Source organism: Allobosea sp. FW305-C-101, assembly GCF_058783685.1.
This window is the reverse complement of record NZ_JBYSYT010000001.1, coordinates 1,095,279-1,118,997: the sequence shown is the minus strand read 5'-3', so window position 1 is coordinate 1,118,997 and position 23,719 is coordinate 1,095,279. Positions and strand designations below refer to the sequence as shown.

The following is a 23,719-nucleotide window of genomic DNA, read 5'->3' as shown; positions in this document are numbered from 1 at the left end:
ACCCGAGAATCTCTTTCAGGAGATGCTCGGGTCAAGCCCGAGCATGACGTGGTTGTCTAGGCCGCCTTGCGGATATGGAAGACGAGGGCGCCGTCCGCATCCCCCTGCAACTCGATGACGTCGCCGGTTTCGCGCGCGAGGTTCGGCAGGTCGATCGCGGCCATCGGGTCGGTGCATTGCACGACGAGGAGCGTACCGGCCCGCGCGGCGATCAGCGCCTTGCGCACGCGCAGCACCGGAAGCGGGCATTTCAGGCCGCGCAGGTCCAGCTCGATCGCGTCGGGGGGCGTGCCCGTCGGGGCCATCGTCGTCATGCTGTTTCATAGGACGGCTGTTCGGCGGCCGGCAACCGCCGCCATGCCGCAGGGTGCTTGACCCCACAGGCCGCGCCGCCGATGAAGAACGATCGATCGGGAGGAAGCGGGCGGCAATGCGCTCAGGCGGCCGAAGCAGGCGGGGACCGTGATGGCGCGGCTGGGTGATGGCCGGAGCGATTCCGGGCTCGTCACGCTCGACGAGGCGGCAGCTGATGCGGTTTCGCGCGTGCACCCGCTCGCCGGCACTGTGAAGCTTCCGCTCGCCCAAGCCGACGGCCATGTGCTGGCGGAAGCGGTGATCGCGCCGTGCGATCTCCCGCCCTTCGCCAATTCCGCGGTGGATGGTTATGCCGTCCGCTTCGGCGATCTCGCACCCGGCGCGGCGACTAGCCTGCCGGTGCTGGGCTGGACGATGGCCGGAGAGGCCCCCGCACGATTGGAGCAGGGCGCCTGGCGCATTTTCACCGGTGCCCCGGTTCCCGACGGCGCCGATACCATCGTGATGCAGGAGGATGTTGTCGCAAGCGATGGTGCGGTCACCCTGCCGGCCGGCATCAGGCGCGGCGCCAATCTGCGGTTGGCGGGTGAGGATGTCGCGCGTGGTCAGGCGGTCCTGCCGGCGGGCCGGCGCCTTGGCCCGCAGGACCTCGGCCTGCTCGCTGCGCTGGGGCTGGCCGATGTCACGGTGCGCCGCCGCCCGCGTGTCGCGCTGTTCTCGACCGGGGACGAGCTCACCGAGCCGGGCAGGGCACTTGGTTCCGGCGCGATCTATGACGCCAATCGGGCGATGCTGCGGGCCATGCTGGCGCGGGCCGGCGCCGAGGTCGTCGATCTCGGCATCCTCAGCGACGAGGCGGCAGGATTGGCGCAGCGGCTGCGCGAGGCGGCGGCCGGTTGCGATCTCGTCATCACCTCCGGCGGCGTCTCCGTCGGCGAAGCCGATCACGTCAGGGACGCCGTGCTGGCCTGCGGTGCGCTCGACCTCTGGCGGGTTGCGATCAAGCCGGGCAAGCCGATCGCGATCGGCAATGTCGCCGGCACGCCCTTCGTGGGGCTGCCCGGCAATCCTGTCGCGGTTTTCGTCGGCTTCGCCTTCGTCGCGCGCCCGCTGATCGCCCGGCTGGCTGGCGAAACCTCTGCTCGACCGCGAGCCTGGCCGGTCAGGCTTGACTTTTCGCATGCCCGGAAAACGGGTCGCCGCGAATTCCTGCGCGTTTCGCTCGAACAGGGCGCTGATGGCGTGGTTGTCGCTCGCCGGCATCCCGGCGAGGGCGCAGGCTCGCTCGCCTCGCTCGCGCAGTCCGATGGGCTCGTCGTGCTGGCCGAAGATGTCGCGCGGGTCGAGGCGGGCGATTTCGCGCCCTTCCTGCCCTATGCGGAACTTCTCTAGTCGCGTCGGAAGATCACACTCGCGCTCCAGCCGAGGAACAGCGCGATAAGCACGGTGACGAGGCCGTACAGGATGGCCCAGTCATAGGCGCCGGAGGCCAGCCGCTGCTCGATCCCGGTCTTGATCACCTCGAAATTGGTTTGTTGCCGCGCTAGGGGCACGCCGCCGGAATAGAGCACGATATCGACCGTGTAGGAGCCGGTCGGCGCCGTCGCGGGGATGTCGACCGGTGCGCTGAACAGCGCGCTCGACAGGAAGGTGACGCCGCGCTCCTCGTAGCCGTAGAGGTCCTTGGCCTGCATGATCCGGACGAGGCTTTCGCGAAAGCGCCGCGCACCGGGATCGAGATCGACCCAGCTGCCGGAAGGCCGCTCGGCATTGGCGAGGCCGATACGGTCGCGCTGCGCCGTTTCGTTGGACATCATCTCTGCGATCGGCCGGTTGCTGGCAACATGCAGGAAGACCGGGTTGTCCGGGAAGCGCCTCTGCGTCCGGTTGATCCAGATCGGGCCGAGCCGCTCCTTCTCGCGCACCAGCAGCATCCGCCTCGGCCCGCGCACCGTGACGATGATGTCGTAGGGGTCGCCGCGCGCGATCGTCCGGCCGTCGCGCTCGACCAGTCCGAACACCGTGAGCTGGCTGCCGGTATAGTTCGAGGTGATCTGGATCTGATGGCTCGACATCGCCGCGATCAGCGTCTCGGCGCGCGCCGCGTTGGTCGCGTGCCCGATCGAGAATGCGGTAAGGAGCGCGGCGAGCCATTTCATCGCGCGCTCTCCGGCACGACGACCGAGAACGGCTCGCTCGGCGGGATGAAGAGCTCGATGGCGAAGCGCAGGCCCACCGACAGGATCAGCAGCGCCAGCAGCAGGCGGAAGGATTCGACATTGAGATTGCGCGCCGCTCGTCCGCCGAACTGCGCGCCGATCACGCCGCCGACCAGCAGCAGCACGGCCAGAACGATATCGACCGACTGGTTGGTGACGGCGTGCAGCACGGTCGCGCCGGTCATCGTCACCAGGATCTGGAACAGCGAGGTGCCGACCACCACGGCCGGCGGAATCCGGAAGAAGTAGATCAGGCCGGGAACCAGGATGAAGCCGCCGCCGACGCCGAGCACGGCGCCGATGAAGCCGATGACGATGGCGAGGAGCGCGATGGGAATGACGCTGCAATAAAGGCCGGAGCGGTAGAAGCGCTGGCGGAAGGGCAGGCCCATCCACCAGGGGTGCATGCCGCCGCGCCGCTTCAACCGCGCCGGCTTGCCGGCCCGGACGCGCAGCATGGCGCGCAGCGCGTCGTAGAGCATCAGCCCGCCGATGATCGAGAACAGCGTGACGTAGGACAGCGTGATCACGAGTTCGAGCTGGCCGAGCCGGCGCATCGTGTTGAAGAACAGCACGCCGAGGACGGTGCCCAGGATACCGCCGCTGACGAGCACGCCACCGAGCTTGAGGTCGAGCGCCTTGCGCCGGAGATAGGTCAGCACGCCGGTCATCGAGGAGCCCGCGACCTGCGCCGCGACGGTCGCGACCGCCACGGCCGGCGGGATGTCGAGGAAGATCAGCAGCGGCGTCAGCAGGAAGCCGCCGCCGACGCCGAACAGGCCGGAGATGAAGCCCACCGCGCCACTCAGGCCGAGAACCATCAGCACGCTGATCGGCAGCTCGGCGATCGGCAGGTAGATCTGCACGCTGATCCCTCGAAAGGCGGCGCATGAACGTTTGCATGCGCCTGATGAGCCCCAGACTAGGCTGTCCGGGTTAAGGCAAGTTTCCGAATGGAAAAGGCGGGCCGCTTCCGGCCCGCCCTAGGAAACGATCGTTCTTACTCTCGCGTCAACACGTCGAAAGCATGACGTTGCGCGACGCGGCTCAGGACCGGGACGGCTTTGCCGGCTTGGCCACCGCCGCGGTGGGCTGGGCATCCCAGCCCTTGGCCGGCGGAGCGACTTCGTTGGCGGCGGCGTCGAGCGTCCGGGGCTTCCAGCTCGCCGCCAGTCCCTTGGCCGCGGTGAGATCCTCGGGCTTCAGGCGCTGGGCCACCTCGTCGCGCTTGCGGCCGGCATCCTCGTCGCCCTGGCCCGCCGCGACCGAGAACCAGACGAAGGACTGGGCGAGGTCGGTCGGCGCGCCGAGACCGCGTCCCAGCAGCACGGCGAGATTGTACTGGCTGTCGCGGACGCCGAGCTCGGCAGCGCGGCGGAACCACTCCGTCGCCATGGCATAGTCCGGTTTTCCCGAGGCGCCCTCGGCATGGAGCACGGCGAGGTTGTGCATGGCCTTGGCGTTGCCGCGCTCGGCGGCGCGCTGGTACCAGACACGGGCGAGCGCGAGGTCGCGCTGCGTGCCGATGCCCTTCTCGAACATGTTGCCGACACGGAACTGGGCGGGGGCAAGCCCCGCGACCGCGGCGCGCTCGAACAGGCGCAGCGCGAGCTTGGGGTCGCGCTGGTTGGCTGGCCCGTCGGCAGCCTTGCTCGCGAGTTCGTAGACCGCGCGCGCATCGCCGTCCTGGGCCGCCTTGCGCAGGCCTGCGCTGCCGAACCCGGCCGGCAGGTCACCGATCCCGGTTACGACCTGAGCCTGCTCGGCCGGCGCCGCCGCCGCAGGAGCGGCCTCGGCAGGCGCCGCGGGAGCCGCCGATGCGGTGATGGAGCGCTCGGGTGCGGCAGTGCTGGCCGCCGGCTGAGCCGGAGCCTCTTGCGGGGTGGCGGGCAGGGCGGAGGACTGATCCTTGGCGGGCGCCTGGGCCGGCGCGGCAGGGGCCTCCGGCTGGGCGGCCGGCGGAGCGATCAGGCTGCGGGCTTCGTTGTTGGCGGCCTTGTCGCCGTCGCCACGCAGCGAGGTGGTGACGAGATGCGCGGTACCCATGGCGAGGACCAGCGCGGCGAGGCCGAGCAGGAGCGGGCGTTTGCGCTTCTCCAGAATCTCCTTGAGGCGGCCGGGGCTCTTGGTCGATGGCTCGGCGGCGGGCACGGGCGTGGACGCGGCCGCCTCGCTGGCGGCCTTGGCGGAGCGTCGCGCGGCGGCGATCAGGCTCTGGCGCACCGATTGCGGGTCCTGGCCGGCAGCGGCGACGGCTTCGGGGCGCGGGCGCCCGGAGCCGGGCTCGAGCGGCATGTCGAAGGCGGTGCTGACCGCCGGCAGGGCGGGCTCGGTCCGGGCGGGCTCGCTCGCCGGTGCCGCAAAGCGGTCCTGCGCGGCGGCACCGACCGAAAGGCTCGCGCCGTCACGGTTGGGAGCAGGGGCCGGCTTGGCCTGAACGAGGGTATCGTCGCCGCGCATCGCGGCGGCGAGGGTGCCCGCGGGCGGGCGCCGCTCGCCGTGCAGATCGGCTTCGAGGCTCGCGAGCCGCGACATGATCGTCTCGAGCGAGCCGTGGACGGCGCCGAGCGCATCGCGGGTCTGGCGATCGGACGAGGCGTGGGTGTCGTGCAGCCCGGTGACCAGGCTCGACAGTTCGGCAATGCCCTTTCCGGGGGCCGTCGTGCTCGCCGCCTGGACCAGTGCGGCCCGTTCGGCGGCGGTTTCCTCGCGCATCGAGCGCAGGTGCACGACGAGATCCTGCAGCGTACGCTCCATGCCGTTCTCGGCGAAGCGGGTCGCGGAGGCCTCGTCGAGACGGCTGGCGATGCCGGAGATCTGCCGTTCGAGCGCATCGAAGGATTCGGCGTTGGCGCCGGGCGCGCCGGCCTCGTCGATCTTCTCGGCGAGATGCTTCAGCATCTGCTCGATCGGGTTTAGATCGACCGTGGCCGCGCCTTCGCCGACCATCCGGGTCAGCTGGCTCGAAGCGGCGAGGCTCTCGATCCGGCCGGAGAGCGCCTCGATCTGGCGGGTGACGGCGGAGGGGCCCTGCTCGGCCAGCGTCTCGATCCGCTGCTGCAGCGAATCGATGCGGCTGGCGAGATACTCGCTCTGGCGCTGGGACGCCGCTTCGTCGAGCTTTTGCGAGGCGATCGCGTCGAACTTGTGCGAGAGGGTGTCGATCTGGGTGCCCAGCGACGTCAGCAGGCCGGCGCCGGGGAATTCGCCGCGCTGCGACAGCACGACGCCGCGCACGTCGTCGATCGCGTTCGCGAGGCTGCGCAGCTCGCTCATGTCGGGCTGGACGTCGCGCAGCCGCCCGATCTCGAAACCGAGCGTGGCGACCTGCTCGGAGAGGTTCTCCAGCTTGTGGTCCTGTCCGCCGGCGCCGAGGAGATCCCTCAGTTCGGCGATGTCACGCCGGACGGGATCGAGATTGGTGACCTGGCCGCCGCGGGTGGCGAGCGCATCGACCTTGGCGGCGAGATGCGCGATCTCCAGCTGGAAGCGCTGGTAGCTTTCACCGGCGCGGTCCTGCGAGAGCCGCGAGACTTCCGCCTCGATCCGGGTGAGCGGCTTGAGCAGGGGCTCGAACTGGTCGCGCCGGTCGAGCCTGTCGAGGCGTTCGGCCAGGAGGCCGATCTTGGCCTCGATGGCGCTGGTGTCGACGCGCATGGGCGCGGCCGGCCGCTGCGGCTGGGCGGGGCGGCGGCTTTCGTGGGAGAGGCGGGAGCCAAGCTCGCGCAGGTCCTCGCGCAAGGCCGAGATGCGCTCGGGGGCGACGGCTGCCGGCCGGGCTGCCACGGCCTCGTCGGTGTCGAGGAAGCGCTGGCGCGTGCGGATGTCGGTGACGGCGGCGGCAAGCCCCTCGCGGCTGAAGGCGAGGCGGGGCGCCTGTTCGACGCGCGGTTGCTGGGCCTCGATGTTGCGGCGCTCGATCTCGGCGATGCGCTCGCCCATCGTCTTGATGGCGTCGGCGATGACATTGGTGGCGCGTTCCTGCCGCTCGGCCGAGCCGCGCTCGCTCGACGACAGGCGGTCCTCGGTCTTCTCGATCCAGCGGGTGATCGAATCCAGCGCGCCGGCGGTCCGGGCATTGGCTTCACGCGTCATGCTTTCGAGGGCGGCTGCCTGGCCGACGAGGCTGTCGATCGCCTCGCGCGACGGGGCCGGCTCCGGCTGCCGCGGCGCCGTATCCATCCGGCCCTGCGACAGGCGCGCCAGCCGCTCGGACAGGGCGGCGATGTCGAGCTGTTCCGGAGGCGTCGAAGCAAGGGCTTCCTCGCTCTCGTCGCGAATCTTGTGGTCGAGCCATTCGCCCAGCGTCATGCCCGCCCGGCGGGCCGCCGCCTTTGCCGCATCGCGCGTCCGGGGATCGACGCCCTTCACGCTCCAGGGCAAGCTGTTGGCCATGATCTCGCTCGCCTAAGGGGACCTTGTCTGCGGCAGGCGAGGCCCCCTGATGCCGTCGCCTTCCGCGCGAACCTTGGCTGATCGTGAAAATACCGTTGACGAAGCCACGAAGCCGATGCGCGTTCCCGACATTTGGCTTGCATGGTAAACAGCAGGTTAATAATCGGGGTCCTGATCGTTAATTTTTCCCGAATGCCCCATGGGAAGGCGCCTTTTCGGGCCATGTAACGGTAACTTACCCCGCCCCTGCCACGTATTACCTGACGCAGCGAGAGCTCCATGCCTATCACTCAGGCATCGATCGATGCCGTCAGAAGGTCGGCGATTCGATCCAATCGCAAGGATTGCAGCTTTCATGTCACGCCAAAGCTTGGCTATGGCGGGTTCCTCGATTCATGAAACCCGCGACGCCGCCGACTCCGCCGCCGCCGAACAGGCCGGCGATTTCACCATTAGCGACCTCGCCCGCGATTTCGGCGTGACGCTGCGCACACTGCGCTTCTATGAATCGCGGGGCCTGATCGCTCCGAGCCGTTCCGGCATGACGCGCATCTATTCGGCGCGCGACCGCGCCCGCCTCGCCCTGATCCTCAAGGGCAAGCAGCTCGGATTCACGCTCGTCGAAATCCGCGCCATGCTCGCCAACGAGGACAAGAAGGGTTCGTCCGGCGATGCCGCCGCATCCGTCGGCGGCCTGCAGCTCAGCCGCGAGCAGATCGTCGAGCAGCTCGAGCTGCTGCGCAGCCAGCGCGCCGAGATCGAAGGCGCGATCGCCGAGCTCGAGAGCTCGCTCGCGCGTCTCGGCAAGGCCTGAGCGTCATCCCATATGCGCCGCAGCGTGAAACGCTGCTGCGCAGGCACGGGATGACATCCGCACCCGCCAAGCCCCGGCTTTCGCCGGGGCTTTTTTTATGCGCGGCACGGCGCGCCCCCTGTCGCATGGCCGACAAAATCGTATCGTCACAGTTGCAACTTCATCCAGATTGTTTATATGTGAACTATCTTGGTGCGGCGACAGGGATCAAGCGCCGCCTTTGCGACGAGAGGGAGGATCAGATGCCGGTCTACAAGGCACCCGTCGACGATACGCTTTTCCTGCTCAACGACGTCTTCAACATCGAGCGCTACAACAACCTGCCGGGCTTCGCCGATGCATCCTCGGATGTGATCGAGGCCGTGCTCGGTGAGGGCGCCAAGCTCTGCGAGGAAGTCCTCCAGCCGATCAACTATTCCGGCGATCAGGAAGGCTGCACCCGTCACGCCGACGGCCGCGTCACCACGCCGAAGGGCTTCAAGGCGGCCTATGAGGCCTATGCCGGCGGCGGCTGGATCGGGCTTGCCATGGACCCGGAATATGGCGGCCAGGGCCTGCCCTACACGCTCGGCGCCGTGATGAATGAATACGCCTCGGCCGCGAACATGGCCTTCGCCATGTATCCCGGCCTGACCATGGGCGCGATCGCCGCGCTCTATGTCCATGGCTCCGACGAGATCAAGCGCACCTACCTGCCGAAGATGATCGACGGCACCTGGTCGGGCACCATGAACCTGACCGAACCGCATTGCGGCACCGATCTCGGCCTCCTCAAGACCAAGGCCGTGCCGAACGGCGACGGCTCCTACGCGATCTCCGGCACCAAGATTTTCATCTCGGCCGGCGAGCAGGACATCACCGAGAACATCGTCCATCTCGTGTTGGCCCGCATCGAGGGCGCGCCTGCCGGCGTGAAGGGCATCTCGCTCTTCGTCGTGCCGCGCAACAAGCTGGGTAGCGACGGCTCGGTCGGCGCCAATAACGGCGTCTCCTGCGGCTCGATCGAGCACAAGATGGGCATCCACGGCAATTCGACCTGCGTCATGAACTATGACGGCGCGCAGGGCTGGCTGGTCGGGGCCGAGAACAAGGGCCTCAACGCCATGTTCGTGATGATGAACGAGGCCCGCCTCGGCGTCGCGATCCAGGGCCTCGCCCAGTCCGAGGTCGCCTATCAGAACGCCGTCGCCTATGCGAAGGAGCGCCTGCAGGGCCGCGCGCTGACCGGCACCAATGAGCCTGCCAAGCCGGCCGATCCGATCATCGTCCACCCGGACGTGCGCCGCACGCTGATGTCGATCAAGGCCTTCAACGAGGCCGCCCGCGCCTTCGTGCTCTGGAATGCGCTGAAGTCGGACATCGCCCATCGTTCCGGCGATGCGGCCGAGCGCCAGGCGGCCGACGACCAGCTCGGCCTGATGACCCCGGTGCTCAAGGGCGTGCTCACCGATGTCGGCTTCGACAATGCGGTGAAGGCGCAGCAGATGTTCGGTGGCCACGGCTACATCGCCGAGACCGGCGTCGAGCAGTTCGTCCGCGATGCCCGTATCGCCATGATCTACGAGGGCGCCAACGGCGTGCAGGCGATGGACCTCGTCGGCCGCAAGCTCGGCCGCGATGGCGGTCGCGGCATCATGGCCTTCTTCAACGAGGTCGGCACCTTCCTGAAGGAGAATGCCGAGGACGAGGCGCTGAAGCCGTTGCTCGGCCCGCTCCAGGCTTCGCTCGGCCATCTCCAGCAGGCGGCGATGTGGTTCATGAACAACGCGCTCGCCAAGCCCGACAATGCCGGCGCCGGTGCGTCCGACTTCATGCACCTGCTCGGTCTCGTCTCGCTCGGCTACATGTGGGTGAAGATGGCCAAGGCCGCGCAGGAGAAGCTCAAGGCCGGTGCCGACGAGCGGATGAGCGCCAAGCTGGTCACGGCCCGCTTCTTCATGGAGCGCACCTTGCCGGAAACCGGCGCCCATCTGGCGCGCATCACCTCCGGCGCCGACACCACCATGGCGTTGAGCGTCGAGCAGTTCTGACGAAAGCGCCGTCCTGCCCGGGCCTGGCCCGGGCAGCCCTTGATGAGTTCGCTGGATAGGAAGATGGTCGGGCCAGGCCCGACCACGACGTCCGGCATAAAAACAAGCCGCCGGGTCGCGGCAGGCCAGGGAGATCCCTCGATGGCAGACGCATTCATCTACGATCACGTCCGGACGCCGCGCGGCAAGGGCAAGGCCGACGGCTCGCTTCACGAAGTGACGGCGATCGAGCTCGGCACCCAGGCGCTGCGCGCGATCAAGGATCGCAACAACCTCGATCCGCTCCTCGTCGAGGACGTGGTCATGGGCTGCGTCGACCCGGTCGGCGAGGCAGGCGCCGACATCGCCCGCACCGTCGCGCTTAAGGCCGGCTACGGCAAGGAAGTGCCGGGCGTGCAGATCAACCGCTTCTGCGCCTCGGGCCTCGATGCGGTGAACCTCGCCGCGGCGCAGGTCATGTCCGGCCAGAAGGAGATGGCGATCGGCGGCGGCGTCGAGTCGATGTCGCGCGTCGGCATGGGCGCTTCGGGCTTCGGCATCGCGGTGGATCCATCAGTCGCGATCGACACCTATTTCATGCCGCAGGGCGTCGCGGCCGATCTGATCGCGACCAAGTACGGCTTCTCCCGTGACGATGTCGACGCCTTCGCCGTGCGCTCGCACCAGCGCGCCGCCAAGGCCTGGGCCGAGGGCCGCTTCAAGAACTCGGTGATCCCCGTTACCGACGTCAACGGCCTCGTCATCCTCGATCGTGACGAGACGATCCGTCCCGGCACCGACATGCAGACGCTGGCCGCTCTGAAGGCCTCTTTCGTTCAGATGGGCGAGATGGGCGGCTTCGATGCGGTTGCGACTTCGGCGCATCCGGATGTCGAGTTCGTCAACCACGTTCATCATGCCGGCAATTCGTCGGGCATCGTCGATGGTGCGGCCGCCGTGCTCGTCGGCTCGAAGAAGGCCGGCAAGGCTGCGGGCCTGAAGCCCCGCGCCCGGATCAAGGCTTTCGCCACCGTCGGCTCCGATCTCGCGCTGATGCTGACCGGTCCGGTCGACGTCACCGAGCGCGTGCTGAAGAAGGCCGGCATGTCCGTCAAGGACATCGACCTGTTCGAACTGAACGAGGCCTTCTCCTCGGTCGTGCTGCGCTACCAGCAGGCGCTCGACATCGACGACGCCATCCTGAACGTCAACGGCGGCGCCATCGCCATGGGCCACCCGCTCGGCGCGACCGGCGCGATGGTGCTGGGCACCGTGCTCGACGAGCTGGAACGTCAGGACAAGCAGGTCGCGCTGGTGACGCTCTGCGTCGCCGTCGGCATGGGCGTCGCCACCATCATCGAGCGGGTCTAGCACTGTCTTCCCGTGCGCGCCGCGGTGCGAAGTACCGCTGCGCAGACACGGGACCGCAAGACGAGCCAGCTCCCAGCACCGCCTTTTCCTGATGACGATCCCGGATCGCCGCGTGGCGGCGTCCGGGATGACCCGACCCACCGGAGGGACCGTCCATGAACCTCACCAATTTCCGCTTTGAGACCGACGCCGACGGCATCGCTGTGGCGACCTGGGACATGCCCGGCCGCTCGATGAACGTCATCACCCCCGAGGTGATGGAGGAGCTCAACCAGATCGTCGACAAGGTCGCGGGCGACGAAGCCATCAAGGGCTGCGTCATCACCTCCGGCAAGGAGAGCTTCTCCGGTGGCGCCGACCTCACCATGCTCCAGGGCCTGCGCGACCTCTATGTGACGCTCGCCAAGGAGAAGGGCGAGGCGGTCGCGATGCAGAGCTTCTTCGACGAGAGCCGCAAGCTCTCGCTGCTCTACCGCAAGCTCGAAACCTGCGGGAAACCCTTCGCCGCGGCGATCAACGGCGTCTGCCTCGGCGGGGCCTTCGAGCTCGCGCTCTCCTGCCAGTATCGTGTCGTTTCGGACGACGCCTCGACCCGCGTTGGCCTGCCCGAGATCAAAGTCGGGCTCTTCCCCGGCGCCGGCGGCACCCAGCGTGTCGCCCGCCTGATGCAGACCGGTGACGCGCTTCAGATGATGTTCAAGGGCGAGCAGGTGAAGGCGCTGCCGGCGCGCAATTCCGGCCTCGTCCATGCCGTCACCCCGCGTGCCGACATCGTCCAGAACGCCAAGGACTGGCTCAAGGCCAATCCGCAGGCGACTCAAGCCTGGGACCAGAAGGGCTTCAAGCTGCCCTCCAACAAGGTTCATTCGCCGGCCGGCATGCAGATCTGGCCGCCGGCCAACGCGATCTATCGCCGCGAGACCAACGACAATTACCCGGCTGCGCGTGCCATCCTCTGCGCGGTCCATGAGGGCCTGCAGCTGCCGATCGATCTCGGCCTCAAGGTCGAGAGCCGTTACTTCGCCAAGATCCTCCGGACGAAGGAAGCGGCCTCGATGATCCGCTCGCTCTTCGTCTCGATGCAGGAATTGAACAAGGGCGCCCGCCGCCCGGCCGACGTGCCGCCGTCCAAGCTCAAAAAGGTCGGCGTCATCGGCGCCGGCTTCATGGGCGCCGGCATCGCCTATGTCACCGCCAATGCCGGCCTAGAGGTCGTGCTGGTCGATAAGGACGTCGAGGCGGCCGAGAAGGGCAAGGCCTATTCGCACAAGCTGGTCTCCGACCAGATCATGAAGGGCCGCGCCAAGACCGCAGACCGCGACGCGCTGCTCGGCCGCATCAAGGCCTCCGCCGACTATGCCGATCTCAAGGGCTGCGACCTGATCGTCGAGGCCGTTTTCGAGGACCCGAAGGTCAAGGCCGAGGTCATCGCCAAGGTCGAGGCCGTGGTCGGCCCGCGCACCATCTTCGGCTCCAACACCTCGACGCTGCCGATCACCGGCCTCGCCGAGACCAGCCAGCGCCCGAAGAACTTCATCGGCATCCATTTCTTCTCGCCGGTCGAGAAGATGCTGCTGGTCGAGGTCATCATGGCCAAGAAGACCGGCAAGAAGGCGCTCGCCATGGCGCTGGACTTCGTCCGCGCCATCAAGAAGACGCCGATCGTCGTGAATGACACCCGCGGCTTCTACGCCAATCGCTGCGTCGGCAACTATATCCGCGAAGGCCATCTGATGCTGATGGAAGGCGTGCCCCCGGCGATGATCGAGGCCGCCGGCAAGCAGGCCGGCATGCCGGTCGGCCCGCTCTCGCTCAACGATGAGGTTGCGGTCGATCTCGCCTACAAGGTGCTGAAGGCGACCAAGGCCCAGCTCGGCGACGGAGCGGTCGATCCGGCGCAGGAGAAGCTGCTCGCCGACATGGTCGAGAAGCACGGGCGGCTGGGCCGCAAGAACAAGAAGGGCTTCTACGACTATCCGGAAGCCGGGCCGAAGCGCCTCTGGCCGGGGCTCGCCGATCTCGCAGGCCCGCGGCTCGATCCCGAGAGCGTCGACATGGAGGAGCTGAAGCACCGCCTCCTGGTCACCCAGGCGCTGGAAGCTGCGAAGACCTATGAGGAAGGTGTCGTCACCGATCCGCGCGAGGCCGATGTCGGCTCGATCATCGGCTTCGGCTTCGCGCCTTACTCGGGCGGCACGCTCTCCTATATCGACAACATGGGGGCAGCTGCCTTCGTGAAGCTCTGCGAGAAGCTGGCCAAGGCCCATGGCGAGCGCTTCAAGCCGAACCGCCTGCTGAAGCGCATGGCCAAGACCGGCGAGAGCTTCTACGGCCCGGCCGAGAAGAAGGTGGCCTGAGCGGGCGGGCCACCATGGCCACCCGGCCGATCCTGAGCTTTCCCGATCCGCGCTTGCGCGTGGCGGCTGCACCCGTCACGCGCTTCGATGCCGACCTGCGCGAGCTTGCCGCCGATCTGCTCGACACGATGCGGGAAGCGCCCGGCATCGGCATCACCGCGCCACATATCGGCGTGTCGTCGCGGCTGGTGGTGCTGGAGCTGACGCCCGGCGACGTCCGGACCTATGCCAATCCGGTGCTGGACGGCGTCTCGCGCGAGACCATCCGCCATGTCGAGGGCAGCGTCTCGATGCCCGGTGTCACCGACGAGTTGGAGCGCCATGCCCATGTTCGCGTGCGCTATCGCGATCTCGACGGGGCGGAGCATGTCGAGGAGGCAGACGGCCTGCTGGCCGTCTGCCATCAGCACGAGATCGACCAGCTCGACGGCATCTTCTGGATCGACCGCCTGTCGCGGCTCAAGCGCGACAGGCTGATTGCCCGCTACAACAAGTTGCGGCGTAGCTGAGCGGCGCCCTGCCTACTGGGCCAGGGCGCCGAAGACGAATTCGCTCGCCACGCGCAGCGGCAGCCGCGAATTGCCGGGCTGGTTGTAATTCCCCGCCGTGGTGGCGATGACGATCTGCTGCTTGGGCGCGACGATCAGGCGTTGCCCGCCATTGCCTTCGGCGCCGTACCAGGCATCTCCGGCACGATCGCGGCCGAGATACCACTGATAGCCGTAGCCGAGCCCATCCTTTCGCTGCATGCGCTGGGTGAGGGCCTGCTCCACCCAGTCGGCCGGTATGATCTGCCGCCCGCCATGGCTGCCCTTGTCCAGCAGGAGCTGCCCGATCGCGGCAAGATCGCGCGGACGCAGGCGCAGGCCCGAGGCCGCGGCTTGCTCGCCGTTCATGCCGTTCGTCCAGGTGAAATGCCCGATCCCGAGCGGCGCGAAGAGGCGGCTTGAAGCATAGGCGCTGAGCCGCTGGCCCGAGCCCCTGGCGACGAGATGGCCCAGCAGGGCCGTGGCGCCGCCGCTATAGGTCCAGGCCTCGCCGGGCGGACGGGTGATCGGCTGCTCCAGGATGAAGCGATAGCGATCGGCCGCCCGCTCCATCGCGATCTCGCTGTTGCGCGGATCGGTGTAGGGCAGGCTCTCGTCCCAGGCGAGACCCATGCTCATGGTCAGGACATGCTCGATCTTGATGCGCTGCCGGTCCGCATCGGCCGCGAGATCGCGATAATCCGGGAAGCTCGCCAACACCGGCGCATCCGGTTTCGGGACGTGTCCCTCGCCGAGCGCGATGCCGTAGATCAGCCCGACGATGCTCTTCGACACCGAGCGGAGGTCGTGAAGCTCGTCGGCGTTGAAGGCGACGGTGCCACGGCTATCGCCCCAGATTTCGTCCGTGCCGGTGAAATAGTGCTCCATCGCGATCTTGCCGTGCCGGAGCACGACAAGGCCATGGAGCCCCTTCAGTTCGCCGTCGGCGAAGGCCTTCTGCAGGCGCTCGCTCGCATCGGGTTTGAACCCCGCCTCGGCGAGAGACAGGGATTGCCATTGGCGCGTCGGCGCTTGCGCTGCGGCCGGGCGCGCCACAAGGGCCGCGCTCGCGCCGGTGAGAAAAATGCGTCGATCCATGTCCGGCAAATCCCTGCCTGTCGCAGCCTCAGTTCGCGACTGCCCGGATCGCCCGGCGCAGCTTCTCGATCAGCTCTTCGATCTGGCTCTCCGAGATGATCAGCGGCGGCGAGAAAGCGATGGTATCGGCTGCGGTTCGCACCATCAGGCCTTCCTCGCGGAAGAGGCGGTCCATCGCTTCGAAGGCACGCTTGCCGACGCCCTCGGCGCGGGGCGCGAGGTCGACCGCGCCGACGATGCCGAGCGTGCGGATATCGACGACGTTCGGCTCGCCCTTCAGGCTCATCACCGCCTGGGCCCAGGCGCCTTCCATGGCGCGCGCCCGCTCGAACAGCCCTTCGTCGCGATAGATGTCGAGCGTCGCCAGGCAGGCCGCCGCCGCCAGCGGGTGGCCCGAATAGGTATAGCCGTGGAACAGCTCGATGACGTTGTCCGGCCCGCCCATGAAGGCGTCGTAGATATGCTTGCGCACGATCACGCCGCCCATCGGCACCGTGCCGGAGGTCACGCCCTTGGCGAAGGTGATCATGTCGGGGATCACGCCGTAGCGCTCGGCGGCGAAGGCGAAGCCCAGACGCCCGAAGCCGGTGATGACCTCGTCGAAGATCAAGAGGATGCCGTGCTTGTCGCAGATCTCGCGCAGGCGCTTGAGATAGCCCTTCGGCGGCGGCAGCGCGCCGGTGGATCCCGCCATCGGCTCGACGATCACGGCGGCGATGGTCGAGGCATCGTGCAGCGCGACGATCCGCTCGAGATCATCGGCGAAATGCGCGCCGTAATCCGGCTCGCCCTTGCTGAAAGCCTGCTTCTCGCGGTCGTAAGTGTGGGCGAGATGGTCGACGCCGGTGAGCAGCGAGCCGAAGAACTTGCGGTTGTTCGACATCCCACCGACCGAGATGCCGCCGAAGCCGACGCCGTGATAGCCGCGCTCGCGGCCGATCAGGCGGGTCTTGGCCGCCTTGCCCGAGACGTTCCAGTAGGCGAGCGCGATCTTGAGCGCGGAATCGGCCGCTTCCGAGCCGGAGCCGGCGAAGAAGACGTGGTCGAGATCGCCCGGCGCCAGCGCCGCGATCCGGGCCGCGGCGGCGAAGACCTTGGGGTGGCCGTACTGGAAGGACGGAGCGTAGTCGAGGTCGCGCGCCTGCGCCTGGATCGCCTGGATGATCGGCTCGCGGGCATGGCCGGCATTGCAGCACCACAGGCCGGCCGTGCCGTCCATGACCGGCTTATTGTCGGGCGTGTAGTAGAACATGCCCTCGGCGCGGGCGACCATGCGCGGGTTCTTCTTGAACGACCGGTTGGCCGTGAACGGCATCCAGTAGGCTTCGAGGTCGTTCGGCGTGGCGATGGCGGAAGGTGCTGACGTCATTCGAGGCCCCTGTGGATTAACCTTGGTTGAAGCTAGCAGGAGCAAGCCGCCTGTAAATCGCCATCATGGCCGAGGATGGCTGCGCCCAGCGGATGACGGCGTAAACCCGCTGATGGGTGACGTTAGGTCGCCAATGGCGTACAATCCCCGCTTGAGGGGCGCAAAGAGAACGGACCCCGATGGCCGAAGGCGCAGATGATCCTGGACGGCTGGACGTACGAGCCGCGGCGATCATTCGCGCCGGCCTCGACAGGGTCCTTGTCTCGGATGCCTTCCGCGCTGCGCCCCAGCTTTCCGCGTTCCTGAGCTTCGTGGTCGAGCGCACGGTCGAAGGGCGCGCGGCCGAGCTGAAGGGCTATACGATCGCGGTCGAGGGGCTCGGCCGGCCGGCCGATTTCAATCCGCAGCTCGACCCGATCGTCCGCGTCGAGGCGGGGCGGCTGCGGCGCGCGCTGGCGCAGTATTATTCCGGTGACGGCCGTGACGACCCCGTGCAGATCTCGATGCCGGTCGGCGGCTATGTGCCGGTCTTCACCTGGTTCGGCGGCGAGGGCAACCGGGCCGCGCCCGACGCCTCGGACGAGGCACAGGGGCCGGATCGGCGGACCGCGCTGCGCTGGGCCGGGCTGACCGTCACGGCCCTGGCAGGCGGCCTGCTGGCGCTCGGCTGGTGGTATCTGGCGCCGGCCCGCGGCCCGGCCGTAACCGAAGCCGCGAAGCCCGCCGCTGTGGAGCAGGCAGCCGGCGCATCACGCGAGACGGCCGCGATGCCTCTTCTCGTGCGCGTCGCGATCATCACCCCCAACCCGCCTTCCGACCCCAAGCTTGCCGAGGTCCTGCGCCGCTTCTCGGCGCTGCTGGTCGATGCCATGGCGCGGTTCGATGACCTCGTGACGATCAGGGCACCGCTCCCCGGCTCCGCCCCGGAGGACGAGGTCGACTACGCGATCGAGATCGACGCCCAGGGGCTGGACAGCGGGGCGGTGGGGCTGGCCCGCCTGCGCTCGGTGCGAGACGGACGTATCGTCTGGACGACCTCGTCGAGCCGCTCGTCACTCGCGACGCTCCAGGAAAGCGATCTCGCCGAGATGGCGCGGCGGCTGGCGACACGCTTGGCCGAGCCTTTCGGCATCATTCCCGCCGACGCACGCCAGTCCGTGGCGTCGCCGGCCATGCGTTGCATCCTGAAGGCCTTCGACGCGCGACGCGCCATGCAGCCCGAGATGCACCTGGCGGCCCAGCTCTGCCTCGCGCAGTTGGTCGAGCAGGAGCCGGGTTTCTATCCGGCCTGGGCCCATCTCGCGATCATGACGCTGCGCGAGCATGCCAGCCCGGCGCCGCAAGGCGCTGCCGCTCTGGGTGACGCAAATAATCCGCGCGCCCCGCTCGACCGCTCCCTCGCGGCGGCCTTGACGGCAGTCCGGCTCGCGCCATCGGGCGCGCGAGCCTATCAGGCGATGATGAAGGTGCTGCTGCTGCGCGGCGCGACCGACGAGGCGATCCAGATGGGCCGTGAGGCACAGGCCCGCAATCCCTATGATCCGGAGATCATGGCCGATATCGGCGCGCTGTATGTCCGGCTCGGCCGCCCGCTCGAAGGGCTGCCGCTGTTGGAGCGCGCGACCTCGCTCAGCGTAGCCCGCCCGCCGCGCTACGATTTCTACGCCTTTCTCGGGGCCTATCTCGTCGGAGCGGAAAAGGTATCCGAAAGCCACGCCGGCATGCTGGCGGCGGATTCGAGCCAGTTCGGCCTGCTTGGCCAGGCGCTCAAGGCGGCGACCGACAATGAACCGGAAAAGCAGGCGAAGCTGCTGACCCAGCTCAACGAGAAGGCGCCGCTGTTCGGAAAAGACCCGCGCGCCTTCCTCGAACGGCGAGGGTTCTCCCGGCCAGTGATCGACCGGATCCTGACGGCGCTGGGCCTGAACAAGCCTTAAGCCCTCGTGGCGTGCGCCGGATGTGGCGGAAGTGGGGCGGTCGCTCGCATAACCGCGCCGGCAAGGTTAATCTGCGGTTGTAGACCGTGATTCGCTTCCCATTCCGATTCCTCGACGTAGCGCGAACGCTGCCGTGGCACCTGCCCGTCTGAAATCCCTGCACCCTCTCGCAGGCGCCGTGACCGGCCTGTCGGCTGGCGCAGCGGTTGCGATCCTGCTTCCGGGTGGGCTCGGCTCGGCGCTCGGCCTGCTGGCCTCCGGAGCCGGCTGCATGCTGGCGATGCGAGCCTTCGAGCGGCGCAGCCTCGCCCGGCACGAGCAGGCCATGGCGGGGATCGGCGAGGTCAAGGTTCGGCTCGCGACCAATGCCATTCGCCTCGACGCCTTGTCGCAGCGCGTCGAGCAGATGCCGATGCGCGATGCCGATGCCGCGCCGGCGCGCGCCGCGATCCACGAACTGACCGCCGAGGTCGGGTTGCTCGGCGACTTGATCCACCAGGTCGCGACGACGCTCGCCGATCATGAGACGGTGCTCGCGCGCATGCCCGAGCCCGTCGCCATACCAGTGGCCGCGCCGGCGCCCGAGGTGGTGCTCGATCCGGAAACTGTCCGCCGGGAGCGGGCCGAGAAGCTGGCCGCCGAGCGCGCGGCTGCCGCTGCTGCGGCGCGCGAGGAGGCAGAGGCCGAACGCGCGGCACTGATCGGCAAGGCGCTCAGCGAGGGCCGGCTGGAAGTCCATCTGCAGCCGATCGTCTCGCTGCCGCAACGCCGGACCTGCGGCTACGAGGCGCTGGCGCGCCTGCGGCTGGACGAGAACACGCTGCTCCTGCCGCATGAGTTCATCGAGACCGTCGAGACCCGCGGTTTCGGGCCTACGCTGGACGCGCTCGTGCTGACACGGGCCCTGGCGATTGCCCGCCATCTCGGCTCGAAGGATGGCGGCATCTTCGTCTCCTGCAATTTCAGCCACGCGACCTGGAGCTCGTCGCGGGCGCTGGCGGCCTTGACCCGTATCCTCGATAAATACCGCGATCATACCGCCCATCTGGTCATCGAGATGCCGCAGGCGGTGTTCCGCGAGCTCGACCCGACCAGCCTCGGCCTGCTCGGCGCGATGTCGGCGAACGGCGTGCGTTTCGCGCTCGACCAGCTCGTTGATCTGCGCCTCGATCCGCGCGCCCTGTTCGATCGGGGCATCCGTTATGTGAAGGCGCCCGCCGCGCTGCTCCAGGCGCATCTCGACGGCCGAATCCAGAGCGACATCGCTGCCGGTGATCTCGCAACGCTGCTGGCCCGCGTCTCGGTCACGCTCGTGGCGGACCAGGTCGAGGACAATCCTGCCGCGGCCGACATGATCGAACTCGGCGCCATGATGGGGCAGGGACTAGCCTTTTCGCCGCCACGCCCGGTGAAACCCGAAGTCTTCGCCGAGCCGGAGCCGGTGTCCGCCGCGCCTGCTCCCGCGCCTGCGCCGGCTGCTCCCACGCAGGTCGAAGCCGCGCCGGCACCGCGGAGCATCGCCGAGCGCCTGCTCGCCCGAGCCAATGCATCGCCGGCTCCGTTGCCCTTCCCGGAGACGGCTCCGCAGGAAGCGCGACCCGAGCGGTTGCCTTTCCGGGCGGTCCTGCGCCGCGCCAGCGCCTGACGCGCGGCCGCCCGTCGCGGTCTCCGGTTCCGCTCCCAGCGAATCCCGTCTAGATCAGGCCATGTCGAGAGGCGGCGTTCGCCTTCCTCACCCAGCCGGAGATCGAGACAGTGTCGTCATCGGGGATCGCTTCCACCCTTCCGCTTTCGGGTTTCTCCGAGGTCGCGGATCGCTTCGATCTCTGCCTGTGCGATGTCTGGGGCGTGGTCCATAACGGTGTCGCCGCCTATCGCGACGCGATTGCCGCGCTGATGCGGATGCGCGAGCACGGCATCAGCGTCGTCCTCGTCACCAATGCCCCGCGCCCGGCCGATGTCATCGTCGGCCAGCTCGATGGTTTCGCCGTGCCGCGCGAGGCCTGGGATGCGATCGTCACCTCCGGCGATGTCTGCCGTGCGCTGATCCGTGAGCGGGCGGGCCAGCCGATGTTCCGCCTCGGCCCCGATCGCGACCTGCCGCTCATCGCCGGGCTCGACGTGCGCGAGACCTCCCCTGAAGAGGCGGCCTATGTGCTCTGCACCGGCCTGTTCGACGACGAGAAGGACACCGCGGCGACCTATGCCGACCTGCTCGCCGGCTTCGCCGCGCGCGGGCTCCCGCTGATCTGCGCCAATCCCGACCTCGTCGTCGAGCGCGGCGGGCGCATCATTCCCTGTGCCGGTTCCGTGGCACTGGCCTATGAGGAGATCGGCGGCCGGGTGATCTATGCCGGCAAGCCGCACCGGCCGATCTATGAGGCGGCAGTCGCGGCAGCCGAGAAGGCGAAGGGGCGTGCGATCGCCCGGGACAGGATCTGCGCGATCGGCGATGCGATCCGCACCGATATCGCCGGTGCCGACGCGTTCGGCGCGGCCGGCATCATGGTGCTGGCCGGCATCCACGCCCAGGATCTGATGGAAGCCTCATGGGAGGAGCGCCATGGCTGGTTCGGCCGGCAGACGCACCGCCCGGCCTATGCCATGCCGCATCTGGTGTGGTGAGAAACAGCCGCTGTCATTCTCGGGCGGAGCCAAGCGGCGCGCCCCAAGAATCTAAGGCCGGAAAGGCTCTGGTTGAGGAGAGGCTCGGGTCAAGCCCGAGCATGGTGCGCCTCGGCAGGGCGGGCCTTCAGGCCGCAGCGCAGACCGATTCGATCTTGGTCTTCAGCGTCTGTGCGTTGAACGGCTTGACGATGTAGTTGCTGACGCCGGCCTTCTTGGCGGCGACGACATTCTCAGTCTTCGATTCGGCGGTGACGATGATGAACGGTGTTTCTGACAGCGCCGTCTCCTCGCGGACCTTCTGGAGCAGTTCGAAGCCGCTCATCGGCTCCATGTTCCAGTCGGAGATCACGAGGCCGTACTTCTTGTCGCGCATCTTCGAGATGGCTGCGGAGCCGTCCGAGGCATCGTCGACATTCTCGAAGCCGAGCTGCTTCAGCAGGTTGCGGATGATGCGGACCATCGTCTGGTAGTCGTCGACGACGAGGATCGGCATGGACGGGTCGAGAGCCATTCTGATGCTCCAGGCATGACGGTCGCGGTGCTGGGAGATACCAGCGCCGTGCCGTTCGCCTGAGTTGATAGCGGGCGCGCCTTGCGAACCGGTTAATCCAATTGCGAACTGACGCAAGGGGAGTAAGAGCCTCTAACAGAATCTGGCGGGGTCTCGATGGGCTTTGGAGGAGACGCATGCCAGGAGGAGCGCGCAGCCGATATCCTTAGATATCGGCAAGTCGGTCCGACGCCGCAGGCGGCCCTCCAAAACCCACCTTCGGCGCCGGGAATTCGACCGCCCGCGGCGTCGCGGCGCTTGCCGATACCAACGGTATCGGCTTCACCCCGCTCCTGGCGGAACGGACGAATTGCCGACGTCGAGACCCCGCCAGGTTCTGTTAGAGGCTCTAAGGTGCGCCGCACCAAAGTCCAATTGCGCTGATGTTGCGGTTGCGAGATGCTTAACCCGATCGCAGACAGGAGGGCACAGGCCCATGGGCCGTGCGGGATCCATGACAGTTCAGCCGATGTCTGGCGGGCTCTACACCGTCCACGCCTTCGAGGATCTGGCCGTCGGCCGGAGCGAAAGCCTGATGCGGACCGTGATGGAGCGGGATGTCGCGCTCTTCGCCGAACTCTCGGGCGACGCCAATCCGATCCATCTCTGCGACCATTTCGCGGCCAATACCAAGTTCGGCCAGCGCATCGCCCATGGCATGCTGACCGCGAGCCTCATCTCCGCGCTGCTCGGCACGCGCTTGCCGGGGCCGGGCGCGGTCTATCTCTCGCAGACGCTGACCTTCCTCGCTCCGGTCAAGATCGGCGATGTCGTCACCGCGCGTGTCGAGGTCGTCGAACTGGTTGCCGAGCGCCGTCGGGCCCGCTTCTTCTGCGAGTGCCTCGTCGACGGCAAGGCGGTGATGGAGGGCGAGGCCTGGGTCGCGATGCCGCCGAGTCCGCGCGTTTGAGGCCTTCCGACGCCTCGCGGCCTTGACGCCTCGCCGGCCTTCGCCGCAAAGACGGTCATCGCCCTGTTTGTGAGGGCAGGTGGACGTTCCCGATTGATGCCATCCCAAGCCGATGAGTCTGTCCGCCCCGAGCCGACGGCCGTGGTCCTCGACCTCGACAAGCCCATGCCCGACGCCTTGCGCGGTGCCGTCCTGGCCTTGGGCAATTTCGACGGCGTCCATCGCGGCCATGCCGAGCTTGCGCACCGCGCCGCTTCTCTCGGTCGCGAGCTTGGAAGCAGGCCGGCGGCCTTCACCTTCGAGCCGCATCCGCGCAGCGTCTTCCGGCCCGACGAGCCGGTCTTCCGGCTGACCTCGCCGCAGCTCAAGCTGGAACTGCTGGCGGAAGCCGGCCTGCCGCAGGTCTTCGTCCTGCCCTTCGATCGCGAGATCGCAGCGATCCCCGCGGAAAACTTCGTCGATGACCTGTTGATCGGCCGGCTCGGTGCCGCCGGCCTCGTCTGCGGCTACGATTTCCATTTCGGCAAGGGCCGCACCGGCTCGCCTGAGATGCTGCAGGCTCACGGCCTCGCCGCCGGCATTCCGGTCGCGGTCGTGCCGCCTTTCAGCTGGAAGGGCGAGCCTGTCTCCTCGACGCTGATCCGCACGGCGCTGGAAGCCGGAGATGTCTCGCGCGCGGCGGAGTTCCTCGGCCGGCCCTGGCTGGTGCGGGGGCTGATCGCTCATGGCGACAAGCGCGGGCGCGAGCTCGGCTATCCCACCGCCAACATGCAGCTCGCCCGCGACTGCAAGCTGCGCCATGGCATCTATGCGGTCCGGATGAAGATCGACGGCGTCTGGCATGATGGCGTCGCGAGCTTCGGCCGCCGTCCGACCTTCGACGACGGCGCGCCGCGGCTCGAAACCTTCGTCTTCGATTTCTCCGGCGATCTCTACGGCCAGCGCGTCGATGTCGCCTTCGTCGACTGGCTGCGCGGCGAGGAGAAGTTCGCTTCGCTGGAGGCGCTGATCGTCCAGATGGACGCCGACAGCGCCCGCGCACGCGACATTCTGGCGGAGACGCTGGCCTTCCTTCCTTGAGCCGCGCCTGCTAGAAGCCCTCATGCCCGCAGAACGCGCCATGCTGATCGATCTTTCCCGGCGAATTACGGGCCCGGCTGCCGCCTCGCGCTGAAGAGCGTGGGCGTTTGCGCAGTCCGGGTTGAAGACCGCTTTTCCCG

Annotated in this window: 18 protein-coding genes; 11 read left to right on the top strand and 7 right to left on the bottom strand. The window is 68.0% G+C overall.

Annotated elements, in window-relative coordinates:
* Positions 1 to 56 precede the first annotated feature (56 nt).
* Positions 57 to 305 (bottom strand): sulfurtransferase TusA family protein, encoded by a 249-nt coding sequence (locus AC3WMA_RS05310; protein ID WP_492284751.1) that lies wholly within the window; start codon positions 303 to 305, stop codon positions 57 to 59.
* Between the two features lie 160 nt (positions 306 to 465).
* Between AC3WMA_RS05310 and AC3WMA_RS05305 the strand changes: the two genes are divergently transcribed.
* Positions 466 to 1,707, top strand: coding sequence for a molybdopterin molybdotransferase MoeA (locus AC3WMA_RS05305; RefSeq protein ID WP_492284330.1), 1,242 nt, complete (start codon positions 466 to 468; stop codon positions 1,705 to 1,707).
* On the opposite strand, the gene AC3WMA_RS05300 is transcribed toward AC3WMA_RS05305, so the two are convergent.
* From AC3WMA_RS05300 to AC3WMA_RS05290, 3 genes are all read right to left on the bottom strand, one after another.
* Positions 1,704 to 2,474: a TIGR02186 family protein gene (locus AC3WMA_RS05300; protein ID WP_492284329.1), complete on the bottom strand. Its 771-nt coding sequence runs from the start codon at positions 2,472 to 2,474 to the stop codon at positions 1,704 to 1,706. The two genes, AC3WMA_RS05305 and AC3WMA_RS05300, sit on opposite strands and share 4 nt — an antisense overlap.
* A complete protein-coding gene (locus tag AC3WMA_RS05295) occupies positions 2,471 to 3,400 on the bottom strand; it encodes a sulfite exporter TauE/SafE family protein (RefSeq protein WP_492284328.1) in 930 nt (309 codons plus the stop codon). The genes AC3WMA_RS05300 and AC3WMA_RS05295 overlap by 4 nt, the downstream gene beginning before the upstream one ends.
* Before the next feature lie 181 nt (positions 3,401 to 3,581).
* Positions 3,582 to 6,929, bottom strand: a complete 3,348-nt coding sequence (locus AC3WMA_RS05290; protein WP_492284327.1) for an SEL1-like repeat protein — start codon at positions 6,927 to 6,929, stop codon at positions 3,582 to 3,584.
* 355 nt (positions 6,930 to 7,284) lie between these two features.
* On the opposite strand from AC3WMA_RS05290, the gene AC3WMA_RS05285 reads away from it, so the two are divergent.
* The 5 genes from AC3WMA_RS05285 (at position 7,285) to AC3WMA_RS05265 (ending at position 13,989) form a co-directional block, all read left to right on the top strand.
* On the top strand, positions 7,285 to 7,743 hold the full coding sequence (locus AC3WMA_RS05285; protein ID WP_492284326.1) for a MerR family transcriptional regulator: 459 nt from the start codon (positions 7,285 to 7,287) through the stop codon (positions 7,741 to 7,743).
* A gap of 242 nt (positions 7,744 to 7,985) precedes the next feature.
* Positions 7,986 to 9,773 (top strand): acyl-CoA dehydrogenase C-terminal domain-containing protein, encoded by a 1,788-nt coding sequence (locus tag AC3WMA_RS05280; protein WP_492284325.1) that lies wholly within the window; start codon positions 7,986 to 7,988, stop codon positions 9,771 to 9,773.
* Positions 9,774 to 9,914: 141 nt separating this feature from the next.
* Positions 9,915 to 11,123 carry an acetyl-CoA C-acetyltransferase gene (locus tag AC3WMA_RS05275; RefSeq protein WP_492284324.1) on the top strand — a complete coding sequence of 403 codons (1,209 nt, stop codon included), beginning with the start codon at positions 9,915 to 9,917 and terminating at the stop codon, positions 11,121 to 11,123.
* A 155-nt stretch (positions 11,124 to 11,278) separates the two neighbouring features.
* A complete protein-coding gene (locus AC3WMA_RS05270; protein ID WP_492284323.1) occupies positions 11,279 to 13,480 on the top strand; it encodes a 3-hydroxyacyl-CoA dehydrogenase NAD-binding domain-containing protein in 2,202 nt (733 codons plus the stop codon).
* A gap of 14 nt (positions 13,481 to 13,494) precedes the next feature.
* On the top strand, positions 13,495 to 13,989 hold the full coding sequence (locus AC3WMA_RS05265) for a peptide deformylase (RefSeq protein ID WP_492284322.1): 495 nt from the start codon (positions 13,495 to 13,497) through the stop codon (positions 13,987 to 13,989).
* A 12-nt stretch (positions 13,990 to 14,001) separates the two neighbouring features.
* Here AC3WMA_RS05265 and AC3WMA_RS05260 read toward each other — a convergent pair whose 3' ends face one another.
* On the bottom strand, positions 14,002 to 15,105 hold the full coding sequence (locus tag AC3WMA_RS05260; RefSeq protein ID WP_492284321.1) for a serine hydrolase domain-containing protein: 1,104 nt from the start codon (positions 15,103 to 15,105) through the stop codon (positions 14,002 to 14,004).
* A 28-nt stretch (positions 15,106 to 15,133) separates the two neighbouring features.
* Entirely contained in the window at positions 15,134 to 16,474 is a 1,341-nt protein-coding gene (gene aptA / locus AC3WMA_RS05255; RefSeq protein WP_492284320.1) for an omega-aminotransferase AptA, read from the bottom strand.
* A gap of 179 nt (positions 16,475 to 16,653) precedes the next feature.
* On the opposite strand from aptA, the gene AC3WMA_RS05250 reads away from it, so the two are divergent.
* From AC3WMA_RS05250 to AC3WMA_RS05240, 3 genes are all read left to right on the top strand, one after another.
* A complete protein-coding gene (locus AC3WMA_RS05250; RefSeq protein ID WP_492284319.1) occupies positions 16,654 to 18,411 on the top strand; it encodes a tetratricopeptide repeat protein in 1,758 nt (585 codons plus the stop codon).
* Between the two features lie 133 nt (positions 18,412 to 18,544).
* Positions 18,545 to 20,056: an EAL domain-containing protein gene (locus AC3WMA_RS05245; RefSeq protein WP_492284318.1), complete on the top strand. Its 1,512-nt coding sequence runs from the start codon at positions 18,545 to 18,547 to the stop codon at positions 20,054 to 20,056.
* A 110-nt stretch (positions 20,057 to 20,166) separates the two neighbouring features.
* Positions 20,167 to 21,036 carry a TIGR01459 family HAD-type hydrolase gene (locus AC3WMA_RS05240; protein ID WP_492284317.1) on the top strand — a complete coding sequence of 290 codons (870 nt, stop codon included), beginning with the start codon at positions 20,167 to 20,169 and terminating at the stop codon, positions 21,034 to 21,036.
* Between the two features lie 127 nt (positions 21,037 to 21,163).
* Here the strand turns inward: AC3WMA_RS05240 and AC3WMA_RS05235 are convergent, their stop codons facing one another.
* Complete coding sequence (locus AC3WMA_RS05235) at positions 21,164 to 21,550, bottom strand: response regulator (RefSeq protein WP_257732403.1); 387 nt, start codon at positions 21,548 to 21,550, stop codon at positions 21,164 to 21,166.
* Positions 21,551 to 22,043: 493 nt separating this feature from the next.
* On the opposite strand from AC3WMA_RS05235, the gene AC3WMA_RS05230 reads away from it, so the two are divergent.
* Both AC3WMA_RS05230 and AC3WMA_RS05225 read left to right on the top strand, forming a co-directional pair.
* Positions 22,044 to 22,499 (top strand): MaoC family dehydratase, encoded by a 456-nt coding sequence (locus tag AC3WMA_RS05230; RefSeq protein WP_492284316.1) that lies wholly within the window; start codon positions 22,044 to 22,046, stop codon positions 22,497 to 22,499.
* A gap of 96 nt (positions 22,500 to 22,595) precedes the next feature.
* The gene (locus AC3WMA_RS05225) at positions 22,596 to 23,579 is read left to right on the top strand and encodes a bifunctional riboflavin kinase/FAD synthetase (RefSeq protein ID WP_492284315.1); all 984 of its coding nucleotides are present in this window, start codon (positions 22,596 to 22,598) and stop codon (positions 23,577 to 23,579) included.
* Positions 23,580 to 23,719 lie beyond the last annotated feature (140 nt).